Below are 14,001 nucleotides of genomic sequence, written 5' to 3'. Positions count from 1 at the left end.
TGTTGCCCCCACTCCTTCGCTAGCCCAGTTCAGTTGTTTAAGACCTGCCACACGCAGCCATGTAGCAGGCCGTCGTCGCCATGAAATCAGAACGGCTCATCGTCCTCCGGTTCCTGGCCGCCCTTACGCTTTCGCTCCCGTGATTTGATCTTGGCCTGGGCCGCCAAGCTGCTGTGTTGCAGGCGATAGGACTCGTTACCGGTTTCGACGATGTGGCAGTGGTGGGTCAGCCGATCCAGCAGGGCGGTGGTCATCTTGGCGTCGCCGAACACGCTCGACCATTCGGCGAAGCTCAGGTTGGTGGTGATCACCACGCTGGTGTGCTCGTACAGTTTGGACAGCAGGTGAAATAACAGCGCGCCACCGGCCTGACTGAAGGGCAGATACCCCAGCTCGTCGAGGATGACCAGATCCATGCGCAGCAGTGCCTGAGCGATCCGCCCGGCTTTGCCGTCGTGTTTTTCGCGCTCCAGCAGATTGACCAGATCGACCGTGGAGTAGAAGCGCACGCGCTTGCCATGCCGGGTGATGCCGGACACGGCCAGTGCGGTGGCCAGGTGGGTTTTGCCGGTGCCTGGGCCGCCGATCAGCACCACGTTCTGCGCGGTGTCGGTAAAGCTCAGATTGGCCAGCTCGCTGATCAAGCGAGCGTCGGCGCTGGAGGCGCTGAAGTCGAAGCCGGCCAGATCGCGGTGCATCGGCAGCTTGGCCATGTTCATCTGGTGGCTCACCGAGCGCATGGCACGATCCGTGTGCTCCTGTTCCAGCAGGTGTTCAAGCAACCACTTGGACGAGGCTGTGTTCGACTCACCCTGCACAGTTAACTCCGCCCAGGCAGTGGCCATGCCGTGCAGGCGCAGTTCCTTGAGTTCCGCCATCAAATCACGCATGACCGATCTCCTCGGTCTGGCCACGCAGGCGGTCGTAGCGCGCCGTGTTGGCGACGGGGGCTTCCTTGAGCGACAAGTGGGTTTCGACGCTGGGCGGCGGTTCGGATGCTGTCAGCCGTGCCACGACATTGAGGATGTGTTCGGCGCTCAGGCTGCCGCTCTCCAGTACCAGCTCAACGGCTACCAGCACGGCATCGAGCCCAGCCACTGGTGCGGCAGCCAAGACTTGCACCATGATCCGATCACCGCCGGCATGACGTTTCAGTCCGTGCTTGAGCTGACGCAGCGGCGCTGGCAGATCAGCAAAGGGCGCTCCGTTGCGCAGCGCGCCGGGCTTGCGCTCAATCAGCGGGATGTAGTGCTGCCAGTCGTAGCTGACCTGGTCGCGATCCAGCAAACGCGCATGGCTGGCAATCAGCGCATCATCGGCCACCACCTCGATGCGGGTCGGATACAAACGGCTGCTGACCCACTTACCGGCGTACTCACAAGGCACCGAGTAGCGGTTACGCCCGACGCTGACCAGGCAGGTACTGGAAACCCGCGCAGGCCGTTCGACGTAACCGTCGAAGGCCGCGGGCATAGGCATCAGTTCGGCGCGCTCCAACTCCAGCACCTCGGCCACACTGAGCCCGCTGTATTGCGGGTGCGTCAGCTCGTTCCAAAGCGCGCGGCAGCGCTGGCCCAGCCAGGCATTGAGTTCCTCGAAGGAGTGAAAATGGCAGTCCTGGGCGTCTAGCCAGATGCGCCTGCGGCTGTCTTGCACGTTCTTTTCAACGATGCCCTTTTCCCAACCAGCGGCGACGTTGCAGAAGTCTGGATCGAACAGGTAGTGCGCGCACATCACCGCAAAACGCGCATTCACCGTGCGGCCTTTGCCCTTATTGACCCTGTCGACGGCGGTCTTCATGTTGTCGTAGATGCCTCGGCGCGGCACGCCGCCAAAGGCGCCGAACGAGCGTGTATGGGCGTCGAATAACATCTCATGGCCCTGGCTCGGATACGCCACCAGCCAGAACGCACGGCTGGCACACAGCTTCAGATGTGCCACCTGCATACGCCGGTAAATGCCGCCGACCAGCAAGCCTTCCTCGCTCCAGTCAAACTGAAACGCCTCGCCAAAAGCAAAGGTCAGCGGCACAAAGGCCTGCGACGCCTTGCCCTGTCCCCCTCGCCAGGCACGGATAAACGCGGTGAGCTGGCTGTAGCCACCGTCATAACCTTCGGCTTTGATTTGCGCCAACAGCGCCTTGGCACTGCGCCGCTGTTGCTTGGGCCGCAGCGAATCGGCTTTTAGCGCCTGCTCCAGCGTGGCGTGAAAAGGGCTGAGTTTGTTGAAGATCGCGCGGCGTTGGTAGACCGGCGGCTTGGCCTCAGGTGCTCTGACCCACTTGCGAATCGTGTTGCGCGCCAACCCGGTGCGCTTGGCTATCTCATGCAGCGACAGCTTGTCGCGGAAATACATCCGGCGAATTTTGCCCATCATTTCCATACTGATCACCCTGTGTTCTCCTGCTCAAAAATTGAGCAGAAGCAGTTGAACACCTGGGTCAGTTTTCAGTCGGCAGAACAGCCTCTACTGGGTCAGTTTTCGGTCAGCGGCAACACACTGTGCTCAGGGGCTGAGCAATGTGCTGGCCTTGATGGCTAAAAGCCTCAGTGCCGTACGCTCAGGCCGTAGCTTTGCGCGCCAACGCAAACGCGCAGCCAGCCGAGGTTGTGAGGGCTACAAACCGACGCGCTGAAGAAACACCACCGCCCAACCTCCGTGCAAAAAAAAGCTGGCCACAAGCGGTCGGCATAGGCTCGTCCGGAGAACGAGAAATCTCGCCTAGACAGCCGGAACAGACGATGATCACATCACCGCCAGCCCAGTTAGACCGCCTGATTGAGCGGCAGAGGCCTGGTCATCGCCCGACGGCCATGGCGGCTGGCTGCTTCGGGGGGCTTGCCTTGGGCAGGGCTGCAGCTTAGGTTGATGACATTGTGTTCGCTACAGGCACTGAACGACAACGCAGATGGTATGGTCTGTGCGTTCTGACTCGTCAAGGATCGGCCAATGGATCGTTTGTCTAATTTGCTCTCGCGGTTCGGCGTGCGGGCCAATCTGTTCTATGACGGCGACCTATGCGGCTCTGCATCTTACGATGGCGCCGAGCGGCGAGGTTATATCCATCTGCTTCAGGCCGGCAGCGTGACGTTGCTTGGTCCCGATCGCAAGGATTTGCAGCTCACTCGCCCTAGCTTGATTTTTATGCCACGCCCCGCCAAGCATCAATTGTTTGCGGGTGAGTCCGATGGCGCAAAGTTGTTGTGTGCTTCCATGGAGTTTGAGGGCGGAATTGATAATCCTTTGTCGGCTTCATTACCGGACTGTTTGGTGCTCGCACTCGATGATCTGCCCATGCTGGCAGACACGTTGGAGTGGATGTTTGCCGAGGCGGCAAATGTGCATTGTGGAAGGGAAGCCGCGCTTGAGCGCTTATTTGAGCTCCTAATCATTCTGTTGCTCCGTTACCTGCTCGATCATCACCAGTTGCGCACCGGAATGATGGCTGGACTGGCCGACATGCGGCTTGCCCGATCGCTTTTACAGATGCACAACTCCCCGGAACATGCCTGGTCAATAGCAGAGCTGGCCAGTGAGTCAAATATGTCACGCGCTGCGTATGCCGTGCATTTCAAGAGTGTCATCGGACAGACGCCTGCTGATTATTTGTTGAGTTGGCGAGTTAGCCTGGCTCAGAAGCTGATGCGAGAAGGGCGCTCGATTACGCTGATTGCAGCTCAAGTCGGCTACGAAAGTCCTTCGGCGCTGTCTCGCGCATTTAGACGCAAGACGGGGTTGAGCCCTCGTGACTGGTTGAAAGATCTGGCGGGGGAAAATGATGGCAAAAAGGCCTAAGGCATTACTGCCTTAAGCCATTGAAAAAATTATGCATTAATTTTACGTTTTTCCAGTTCAACCAGCGAATGGCCTGCCACAAATATCGAAACAGCAAGCAACCCTAAGTCTTTAAGCAGAAACTGACCTGGCGCAACGGAAATCGCCGGAAACCCTAAACTAGGCTCAATGACGCCCGGAGTGGAAAACATAAAGCTAAGGGTTGTGAAGAACAGGCCTGCAGACAGAGCGCCTCCTACCACGGATAGTTTGGGCGACAGCATGCGGCCTGCGATCAGAGTGCCGATCGAAATCTCTAGTATGCCGAGCAGGCTGGAGAACATGTCGACCGAAAAAATGCTATACACCCATCCCAAAAGCGGGCTGTTGCTCACCAGTGGAACCAGGCCCTCGGCCTCGTAGTGGGTAAATTTCATGCCGCCGAACCAGAAGTAAATAATAGCGAGAGCCAAGTACGCGCCATAGATACCTAGCCCCATAGTTTTGGTTCCAAGCGTTAAGTGGGCCTGTACGCTGGACTTCGAGTTTTCAATGCCTATGGTTTTCATGTCTGAGCTTCCAGTAGTGAGTGAGAGTGTGTTGGCTGCCGAACGCCGTATGCGTTGGCGATGAGATGATTATGGCTGGCATCTCTAATCAAGAGGCATCAGAAAGTATTGATTTCAGTGCAGATCGTCTTGGGCGGTGCAATTCGCGATGAAGGGGGTCGCCTCAGAAAACGGAAAATAAAGCACGCTAAGCCGGTTGCAGCGGTCGTAGCGGCCTGAACTTGCCCGCGCCGATCTTGGCGCTGCTGCGCCAGAGGTAATCGCCGGTGAGGTTGATGTGCTCCCAACCGAGCGGCGACAGGTACTGCAACAGCGCGTCATCAACGGCATGGCCGTTGCCACGCAGCGCGTGCGCAGCCCGTTCCAGATAGACCGTGTTCCACAACACGACGGCAGCCGTTACCAGATTGAGGCCGCTAGCCCGGTAGCGCTGCTGCTCGAAACTGCGGTCGCGGATTTCACCCAGGCGGTTGAAAAACACTGCCCTGGCCAGCGCATTGCGCGCCTCGCCCTTGTTCAGGCCGGCATGCACGCGGCGGCGCAGTTCCACGCTTTGCAGCCAGTCCAGGATGAACAGCGTGCGCTCGATGCGGCCCAGCTCGCGGAGCGCCACGGCCAGGCCGTTCTGGCGTGGGTAGCTGCCGAGCTTTCGGAGCATCAGGGAGGCCGTCACCGTGCCCTGCTTGATCGAGGTGGCCAGCCGCAGGATTTCGTCCCAATGGGCGCGGACGTGCTTGATGTTGAGCGTGCCGCCGATCATGGGTTTCAGCGCGTCATAGGCGGCGTCGCCCTTCGGGATGTAGAGCTTGGTGTCGCCCAGGTCGCGGATGCGCGGCGCGAAGCGGAAGCCCAGGAGGTGCATCAGGGCGAAGACGTGATCGGTGAAGCCCGCCGTGTCGGTGTAATGCTCCTCGATCCGCAAGTCGGACTCGTGGTACAGCAGGCCGTCGAGCACGTAGGTCGAATCGCGCACGCCGACGTTCACGACCTTGGTGTGAAATGGCGCGTACTGGTCAGAAATGTGGGTGTAGAACGTCCGCCCTGGGCTGCTCCCGTATTTCGGGTTGATGTGGCCGGTGCTCTCGGCCTTGCTGCCGGTGCGGAAGTTCTGGCCGTCCGACGATGAGGTGGTGCCGTCGCCCCAGTGCTCGGCGAAGGGATGGCGGAACTGTGCGTTGACCAGATCGGCCAGCGCCGCCCCGTAGGTTTCGTCGCGGATGTGCCAGGCTTGCAGCCAAGCCAGCTTGGCGTAGGTCGTGCCGGGGCAAGACTCCGCCATCTTGGTCAGGCCCAGGTTGATCGCGTCGGCGAGGATCGTGGTCAGCAACAGGTTCTTGTCTTTGGCCGGGTCGCCCGATTTCAGATGCGCGAAATGCCGAGTGAAGCCCGTCCATTCGTCCACCTCCAGCAGCAGTTCGGTGATCTTGACGTGCGGCAGGATCATTGCCGTCTGGTCGATCAGCGCTTGGGCGGTGTCGGGTACCGCCGCGTCGAGCGGCGTGATCTTCAAGCCTGACTCGGTGATGATGGCGTCCGGCAGCTCGTTGGCCGTCGCCATACGGTTGACGGTGGCAAGCTGTGTTTCCAGCAGCGTCAGCCGGTCGTTCAGGTACCGGTTGCAGTCGGTGGCCACGGCCAGCGGCAATTCGCTGGCCTGCTTGAGGCTGGCGAATTTCGCGGGCGGCACCAGGTAGTCCTCGAAGTCCTTGAACTGGCGCGACCCCTGCACCCAGATGTCGCCGGAACGCAACGCGTTCTTCATCTCCGACAGCGCGCATAGTTCGTAGTAGCGCCGGTCGATGCCGGTGTCGGTCATGACCAGCTTCTGCCAGCGCGGCTTGATGAACTCGGTCGGCGCGTCGGCGGGCACCTTGCGGGCGTTGTCGCTGTTCATGCCGCGCAGCACCTCGATGGCGTCGAGCACGTCCTTCGCGGCGGGAGCGGCCCGCAGCTTGAGCACGGCAAGGAATTCCGGCGCGTAGCGGCGCAGCGTGGCGTAGCTTTCGCCGATGCGGTGCAGGAAATCGAAGTCCTCGGGCTGCGCAAGCTTCTGCGCTTCGGTGACGCTCTCGGCGAAGGCATCCCAGGACATGACGGCCTCGATGGCGGCGAACGGATCGCGGCCCGCCTGCTTGGCCTCGATCAGCGCCTGGCCGATGCGGCCGAACAACCGCACCTTGGCGTTGATCGCCTTGCCGGACGCCTGGAATTGCTGCTGATGCTTGTTCTTGGCGGCGTTGAACAGCTTGCCCAGGATGCGGTCGTGCAGGTCGATGATTTCGTCGGTGACGGTGGCCATGCCCTCGATGGCAAGCGCCACCAGGGTGGCATAGCGTCGCTGCGCCTCGAACTTGGCCAGGTCGGCGGGCGTCATCTGGCCACCCTCACGGGCGATCTTGAGCAGGCGGTTCTGGTGCACCGACCGCTCGATGCCAGAAGGCAGGTCGAGCGCCTGCCACGCTTTGAGGCGTTCGATGTGTTCCAGCATGTGCCGCGAATTCGGTTTGACGGGCGATTGGCGCAGCCAGGCCAGCCAGGTCGTTTTGCCGTTGTCCCGACGCTTGAGCAGATCGTCGAGGCGGCGGCGATGCGCGTCCGACAGCGGTTCGGCCAAGGCATCGTAGATGCGCCGGTTGGCGCGGGTGATTGCTTCGGCGCTCGCCCGCTCGACGGCGTTGAGGGCAGGCAGAATGACCGACTGCTGCCGCAGGTGCTCGATCAAGGTGCTGGCCAGCACGATGCCCTTGTCGGTCTGCAAGGCCATCTCGGTCAGCAACTGGACGGCCTGCCGGTAGTGGCCCATGGTAAAGGGCTGGAAGCCGAACACCGTTTGCAGTTCGACCAGGTGCTCGCGCCGGGTCTGCTCCCGCTGCCCGTATTCGTCCCAGCTTTCGACGCTGACCTTGAGCTGGTCGGCGACCAGTTTCAACAAGGGCGGAAACGGCGGCTCATCGACGCCCAGGATGACACCAGGAAAGCGCAGGTAACAGAGCTGCACGGCGAAGCCCAGCCGGTTGGCCGGGCCGCGCCGCTGCCGGATGATGGAGAGGTCGGTTTCGCTGAACGTGTAGTGACGGATCAACTCATCCTTGGTGTCCGGCAACGCCAGCAGGCTTTCGCGCTCGGCGGCGGACAGGATTGAACGACGTGGCATATTTACTGATCCGTTCTCAAGTATTGATACAGGGTTTCGCGACTGATTCCGAATTCACGAGCCAGCTTGGTCTTTTGCTCGCCAGCCTCGACACGTTGGCGCAGTTCGGCAATACGCTCAGACGACAGGGATTTCTTCCTGCCACGGTAGGCCCCGCGCTGCTTGGCGAGCGCGATGCCCTCGCGCTGCCGCTCGCGGATCAAGGCGCGTTCGAACTCGGCGAACGCGCCCATTACCGACAGCATCAGGTTCGCCATCGGCGAGTCCTCGCCGGTGAAGGTCAAATGCTCCTTAAGGAACTCGATGCGTACGCCGCGCTGGGTGAGGCCCTGCACCAGGCGGCGCAGGTCGTCGAGGTTGCGCGCCAGACGATCCATGCTGTGCACCACGACCGTGTCGCCTTCGCGCACGAAGGCGAGCAGCCGTTCCAGTTCGGGCCGCCGTGTGTCCTTGCCCGACGCCTTGTCGGTGAACACTTTATCCACCTGGATCTGTTCGAGCTGCCGTTCTGGGTTCTGGTCGAAGCTGCTGACGCGGACGTAACCGATGCGCTGACCGTGCAAGGTATCCTCCTGAGGGAAATGTGTCAGGAAGAAATCTATGACCCTTGACGGCGTATGTCAATCAATTCGGAAGGCAACTCTATTCTGACGATTTAGCGCCGGATGGTCTGACGCCAAGTTAGGGTATACCTCAAATTGACACTGCGTATTCCAGAGAACGTGATGACGGAAGGTTGAACCTTCCGTCATAGCGCATCTGGTTTGGCCTCCCGTCAGCCAACCACGGGAAACACTGACTCGATCATTGGAGAATGGTCAGCTTGGCCTTGAGATCAATGGCTCTCGCGAAGTTGTGGTAATTCGGCGATGTTCGCTGCACCTGCGCGTGCAATGCTTTCAGCGCCGCCGAATCCGCCGACGACTCCATTTCGACCTCATACTCGACCTGGTCGTACCCTGGATTGATCCCAGGATCGATTCCAAGAAAACCTCTCAGATCGAGGCTTCCCTTCGTGCGGATAGTCAGCGATTGCAACTCGATGTTCATTGCCGCCGCATTTGCCGCGTAGGTTGCAGTCATGCATGCGTTCAACGCAGCCAGGATCAATTCTTGTGGATTAGCGGCCGTGTCGGTACCGAGCAATTCTGCCGGTTCGTCCGCGTCGATGACAAAGCCGCGCGCCAAGGCCGTGTCACCTAGTACGAGCGGCATGGTTCGCGCACGCGTCCGGGTGCCACCCTCCCAGGTTGTCACGACGCCGAACGTCGCGATGCCTGCGGCGGGCTTTGCTGCGACCTGATCTGCAAACTCACGCAATGCGCCGACGTTGATCCCGTTGCCGGGAGTTCCTTTAATGTTTGTGTTCATTTCTCGTTCCCCCATTATGTGTTACGCCCGGCCATCACGCCGCCGTCAACGTCCCAGATTGCGCCCGTCACCCATGCTGCCTTGTCCGACAACAGGAAGAGGATGACCTCGGCGACGTCTTGTGGCGTCCCAACCCTGCCGATTGGGTGGAAGCTGTTGAATCCCTGTAAGGCGCCATGAACCTCGGCCTTGGGTATGAATCCCTCGTAAATCGGCGTTTCGACAACCGCCGGAGAAACGGCATTGACCCTGATTTGTTTGGATGCCAGCTCCATCGCAAGGTGCTGGGTCAGCGAATGCAAACCTGCTTTTGCCATCGAATACGCGGACGACGGCGTAGCCGCAATCGCCTGCTTGCCCCACATCGAGCCGATGTTCACAATGGCGCCGGGACGCTCGCTGGCCACGAGATTGGCCACGACTTTTTGTGTGATGAAGAAGAACGCTTTATTCAACGTCAAATATTGTTCGTAATCACTTTCCGTGTGCTCAAGAAACGCCTTCGGGAAGAACACCCCAGCCGCGTTGACCAGAAGATTGATGTCCTTGTGGTGTTCATCGATGGTATGCAGGAGTCGCTTCACATCTTCGGCTCGCGAGAGATCGGCAGTCAGGGCGGTCACGGTGCCCAACGACGACAGCGCCTTGCGGGCCTCTTCGGCCTTGTCTTCACGGTGACCGACGATGACGACGCTTCCGCCTTGCTCAAGAACCATGCGGGCAGTTTGCAGTCCCATCCCGCTAGTGCCGCCGATGACCAACAACTTCTTGCCATTAAATTCAGTACTCATAATAATCTCCTTAACTACCAACTAAATGGTAGGGTTGTGTTGCAAAAAAAGTGCCGACCTCAGGTCAACACGGTGGAAAGAAAAGTGTTTCCAACTTCGGCCGGTCCGCGTGACGACCGCATGCCACGGCCCACCATCATCGAGCCTTCCAACGCGCACAAGAATGCCTCTGCGAGAGCCTCTGGGGTGGAATTCGAGGTGATCAGCGCGGCACGCTGACCATCGGCAACGACAAGAGTCAACCAGTCGAGATTGACTTTAAAGAATCGCTCGACCTCGCTCACAACGGCGTCCGGCAGCGAGTCCGACTCGGCACCCAACATGCCGCAGACACAAAGGCGCCGGTCCTTGGCGAAGGTGCGTTCGAAAAGTGCCGCATACGCAGTTAGCCTGTCAGGCGCTTTCGCATGCTGCCCTTCGATGCTCAGCAACTCCTCACGAAACCGGTGCGTGTAGCGCTGTGCGACCACGGCCACGAGTTCACCCTTCTTGGGAAAGTGGTGGTGGATACTTGGTTTTTTGATGCCTACCAACTGGGCCACGTCGTCGTATGAGAAGCCGTTGTAGCCGTGCTGCTGTACCAACCCTTCAGCGGCATCGACCACCCGCTCGGCGGTCGGCGAGATTTCGGAGAAATGCTTCATGCAAGCGCCTCATTTGATTCGGCGACTGGCAGGTGGCCTGTCTTGACCAGGATGGTGCAGCCTGTATTGCTGAAGGGACGGTGAGCACTCAAATGCGGACTGCGCATCCATGTGCCGGTAGGGTAGCTTCCGAACTCATCCTCAAAGACGCCTTCCAACACATAGATTTCTTCACCGCCGTAGTGACGATGCGAATTGAATCGTGTCCCCGGGGCCCAGCGCACCAAAGCCGTATGTTGTGTGTCGAACTCAGAAAGTGGCATCACCGACAGACCCGGCACGAGGCCTGGAAACCAGGGGCCGTTACGGGTGTCGACCACGGTGCGTTGGCTGTCGGCTAGATCAAGATGGCGCAGCTTGACGAACAACGTGCAACCCGTCGCGGAGCTCGGTGCATGCGAAGAACCTGGTGGATTCTTGATGTAAGTCCCAGGCCCGAAGGTCCCGGATTCGTCGCTGAATTCGCCGTCCAGGACCAGAATCTCCTCGCCCAAGTCGTGCTTATGATTTTCAAAAGCGGAGCCCGGCGCGTATCGCACGATCGAGGTGGCACGCGCCACTTCGTCGCCATCACGCTCCAGTAACTGGCGTTGAATCCCGGTCGCTGGCGAATCGACCCACTGTAAGCTTGAAGGCTCGACGACAACACGCTGCGAAAGATCTGAATTGAGTTTCATGGCTTTATTTCATCTACCGACTAATTGGTAGGTAAGTTATAAGATCCCGATTTGTTTGTCAAATAGCTTTCGCCATTTTCTTTCATCCATTGAAAAAACAATGAATTGGTTACAAGAACTCGCGAAGCTTAGCGTACGATTTTTTCCGAATTCTCTATCGTCCCCAGCAACAGGCTACCGCCACTGAGCAGGAAGGTGATCAGGCCGGACTCGAACCAGTCCAGACGATTGCCTTGCAGCACACCGATGACCAGCATGCAGATCGCCGGGAAGCCCAGCAGCAGGCCGCGCCAGTTGAATTGCTTGAAGCGCTCCAGGCGCAGCGGGTCCTGCGGTAACCCGTAGGCCACGGCGGCCATCGCCAACAGGCACGGCGCGACGATTTGCCAGAACGCCCACTGCCAGCCGACGTATTCAGTCCACAGCGCCGCCAGCGGCGTGCCCAGGCTCGGGCCGAAGGTGGCGGTAAGTGCGTAACCGGCCAGGCCGTACAGCTTGACGTTGGCCGGCAGAAAACGCAGCGCCACGGTCATCAGCATCGGCGGCAGCGCTCCACCGGCCAGGCCTTGCAGGGTGCGCAGCGCCAGCAGGCTTTGGTAGTTCGGCGCGAGCGGGCACAGCACTCCAAGCAAAGTGAACAACCCGATGGCCCACAAGGTGAAGCGCCGCAGGGAAAAGGTCACCGAGCACCAGGGTGCAAAGGCCATGGCCGACACGGAGGTGGCGGTATACGCGGCGACCAGCCAGGTGCCTTCATCAAACCCGATGGCGAGCGCGCCACGGATGTCGGCGAGGGCAATCTTGGTGACCATCTCGTTGAGACCGGACACCAGCACCGCCAGCAACACGCCGACCAGGCCGATGATGATGCGCGGACCGAATACGGGCGGGGCGATGGCGGTGGGTTGGGCTGCGGCCGCAAGGGTGGGAGCAGCGAGGGACGTCATGAACAGGTAACTCGGCGTAGGGAATACCCGAGCAGTTTAATCAGGCTAACACATGACAAAAAGTTACTTATCGGCAGCTTATAAGTGCGCCAAACGCAATCTCGAACCCGGCCAAAAACCCCAGGTGGGAGGGGGCTTGCCCCTGATGCTTTCTGACAGCCACAGTTTTTTCCATCTTCACACCGCTATCGGGGGCAAGCCCCCTCCCACATTTTGACCCTGCATGATTTAGAGGTCAGGAGGGTTGAGCTTCCAGCCAGGTGGCGTGGCAACTTTCACGCAGGGTCTCGCGCAGCCATTTGTGCGCCGGGTCGTTGTCGAAGCGCGGGTGCCAGGACTGGGCCAACACCAGTGTCGGCAAGGAGATGGGCAGCGGGAACGCGCGCAGGGGCAGCTTCAGCCGGTTGGCGCTGTAGAGCGCTTCCTTGGGCACCGGCAGAAGCAGGTCGGAGTCGGGCAGCATAAACATTGCGCCGTGAAACCCCGGTGCGATCATCGCCACGCGGCGCTCCAAGCCCTGGGCATTGAGGGCCGTATCGATCGGCCCACGGGCGATGCCGCGCCGCGAGATGCTGATGTGGGAATAGCTGGCGAAGCGGGCGGCGGTGATTTCTTTATCGAACAAGGGATGATCTTGCCGCGCCAGGCCGACAAAGGTGGTGGAGAACAGATTTTGTACTTTCACTTCAGGGCTGGCGGGCATGGTGTTGCTCACACGCAGGTCCAGTCGACCTTCGCGCAGCGCTTCGTCGTCGGTGTCGCCTTCGGGCACGAAACACAGCTCGCACAGCGGTGCGACGCGCTCCATGGTGTCGAACAGCCGCCCGCCGTACACACCGATAAAGAAGTCATTGGCTCGTACGCTGAAGCGCCGGCGCAAGGTACTCAGGTCCACTTGGTCGGCCGAGCGAAACAACAGCGCTGCCTGCTCGACCACATTGCGCACCTGCTCTTGCAACTGCAGGGCCTTGGGGGTCGGCACCAGGCCACGCCCGGCGCGCACCAGGATCGGGTCGCCCACCGCTTCACGTATGCGCGTGAGAGTACGGCTCATGGCCGCCGGGCTGAGGTTCATGCGGCGCGCGGCGCCGACCACACTGCCCTCGTCGAGCAAAGCGTCGAGGGCGACCAGTAGGTTCATATCCGGTAGTTGCATGCCAAGCACTCGTATGCGGTAAGGAGTGAACTGGGCGCAATCGTATCAGGGTGGATCTATCAGCGCTGCATGCCCCAGCGCTTGACCGTCAGCCGTTCGACGGTATCGAACACCAGGTTCTCCACCAGCAGGCCGATGAGGATCACCACCGCCAACCCGGCGAATACTTTGTCGGTGTACAGCTCGTTGCGATTCTGAAAGATGTACCAGCCTAGCCCGCCCTTGCCGCTGGTGGCGCCGAACACCAATTCGGCAGCGATCAGCGTGCGCCAGGCAAAAGCCCAGCCGATTTTCAGGCCCGCCAGAATCGATGGCAGCGCCGCCGGGATCAGAATAAACAGCACAAAGCGGATACCTTTGAGGCCATAGTTGCGTCCGGCCATGCGCAGGGTTTCGGACACGCCCAGGAACCCTGAATAGGTATTGAGCGCCAGCGCCCACAGCACCGAATGCACCAGCACAAAGATCAGGCTGTTCTGACCCAGGCCAAACCACAGCAGCGCCAGCGGCAACAGCGCAATGGCCGGCAACGGGTTGAACATGGAGGTCAGTGTGCTGAGCAGGTCGCGACCCACCTGCGTCGACACCGCGAGTGTGGTCAGGGCGAACGCCAGTACGATACCGATCAGGTAGCCCTTGATCAGCACCACCAGCGAGATGCTGACTTTGCCGAGCAGTTCGCCGCTGAGCAAACCGTCGTAGAACGCGTGAAAGGTCTGCAGAAAACTCGGCAGCAGCAGGTCGTTGTCTTGATAGCGCGCAACGGCTTCCCAGAGGACAGCGAGCACGATCAGGATCAGGCCCTTACGCAACCAGCCCTGTTGCCATAGGCGCTGGCGCAGCGGCAGTTCGCGTTCCACCGGCACGCTGCGCAGCGGTCCGAGGGTGATTTCGTATTCCTGGCGCATAAATGTCCCC

The 14,001-nt window shown here is 60.0% G+C and carries 12 protein-coding genes and 1 pseudogene; 1 reads left to right on the top strand and 12 read right to left on the bottom strand.

Features of this window, described 5'->3' with window-relative positions; genetic code table 11:
- Positions 1-86: 86 nt before the first annotated feature.
- A complete protein-coding gene (gene istB, locus ACFZPT_RS20415; protein WP_054882055.1) occupies positions 87-890 on the bottom strand; it encodes an IS21-like element ISPst3 family helper ATPase IstB in 804 nt (267 codons plus the stop codon).
- Positions 883-2,382, bottom strand: a complete 1,500-nt coding sequence (istA, locus tag ACFZPT_RS20410; protein ID WP_101509640.1) for an IS21 family transposase — start codon at positions 2,380-2,382, stop codon at positions 883-885. The genes istB and istA overlap by 8 nt, the downstream gene beginning before the upstream one ends.
- Positions 2,383-2,949: 567 nt before the next feature.
- On the opposite strand from istA, the gene ACFZPT_RS20405 reads away from it, so the two are divergent.
- Entirely contained in the window at positions 2,950-3,795 is an 846-nt protein-coding gene (locus ACFZPT_RS20405) for an AraC family transcriptional regulator (RefSeq protein ID WP_003464995.1), read from the top strand.
- 29 nt (positions 3,796-3,824) lie between these two features.
- Here the strand turns inward: ACFZPT_RS20405 and ACFZPT_RS20400 are convergent, their stop codons facing one another.
- From ACFZPT_RS20400 to ACFZPT_RS20355, 10 genes and pseudogenes are all read right to left on the bottom strand, one after another.
- On the bottom strand, positions 3,825-4,343 hold the full coding sequence (locus ACFZPT_RS20400) for a YkgB family protein (RefSeq protein ID WP_003464991.1): 519 nt from the start codon (positions 4,341-4,343) through the stop codon (positions 3,825-3,827).
- A 187-nt stretch (positions 4,344-4,530) separates the two neighbouring features.
- Positions 4,531-7,497, bottom strand: a complete 2,967-nt coding sequence (locus ACFZPT_RS20395) for a Tn3 family transposase (protein WP_001138070.1) — start codon at positions 7,495-7,497, stop codon at positions 4,531-4,533.
- A gap of 2 nt (positions 7,498-7,499) precedes the next feature.
- On the bottom strand, positions 7,500-8,060 hold the full coding sequence (locus ACFZPT_RS20390) for a recombinase family protein (RefSeq protein WP_003124096.1): 561 nt from the start codon (positions 8,058-8,060) through the stop codon (positions 7,500-7,502).
- Between the two features lie 241 nt (positions 8,061-8,301).
- On the bottom strand, positions 8,302-8,868 hold the full coding sequence (locus tag ACFZPT_RS20385) for an OsmC family protein (RefSeq protein WP_004574805.1): 567 nt from the start codon (positions 8,866-8,868) through the stop codon (positions 8,302-8,304).
- A gap of 14 nt (positions 8,869-8,882) precedes the next feature.
- Positions 8,883-9,659, bottom strand: a complete 777-nt coding sequence (locus tag ACFZPT_RS20380; protein WP_004574804.1) for an SDR family NAD(P)-dependent oxidoreductase — start codon at positions 9,657-9,659, stop codon at positions 8,883-8,885.
- Between the two features lie 59 nt (positions 9,660-9,718).
- The gene (locus tag ACFZPT_RS20375) at positions 9,719-10,303 is read right to left on the bottom strand and encodes a TetR/AcrR family transcriptional regulator (RefSeq protein ID WP_004574803.1); all 585 of its coding nucleotides are present in this window, start codon (positions 10,301-10,303) and stop codon (positions 9,719-9,721) included.
- The gene (locus ACFZPT_RS20370; RefSeq protein WP_004574802.1) at positions 10,300-10,980 is read right to left on the bottom strand and encodes a cupin domain-containing protein; all 681 of its coding nucleotides are present in this window, start codon (positions 10,978-10,980) and stop codon (positions 10,300-10,302) included. Before ACFZPT_RS20370 ends, ACFZPT_RS20375 begins: the two co-directional genes overlap by 4 nt.
- Before the next feature lie 164 nt (positions 10,981-11,144).
- A pseudogene (locus tag ACFZPT_RS20365) lies at positions 11,145-11,927 on the bottom strand (MFS transporter); the annotation flags it as partial.
- A 235-nt stretch (positions 11,928-12,162) separates the two neighbouring features.
- Positions 12,163-13,083: a LysR family transcriptional regulator gene (locus tag ACFZPT_RS20360; RefSeq protein WP_047882982.1), complete on the bottom strand. Its 921-nt coding sequence runs from the start codon at positions 13,081-13,083 to the stop codon at positions 12,163-12,165.
- Positions 13,084-13,142: 59 nt separating this feature from the next.
- Complete coding sequence (locus ACFZPT_RS20355) at positions 13,143-13,991, bottom strand: ABC transporter permease (RefSeq protein ID WP_099312389.1); 849 nt, start codon at positions 13,989-13,991, stop codon at positions 13,143-13,145.
- Positions 13,992-14,001: the final 10 nt, after the last annotated feature.

The sequence above is a fragment of the Pseudomonas sp. MD330_10 genome (assembly GCF_042610415.1).
In the GTDB taxonomy this organism is placed as follows: Bacteria; Pseudomonadota; Gammaproteobacteria; order Pseudomonadales; family Pseudomonadaceae; genus Aquipseudomonas; species Aquipseudomonas rhodesiae.
Note: the sequence above shows the minus strand (reverse complement) of the source record. Positions and strands in the feature narration are given on the sequence as shown.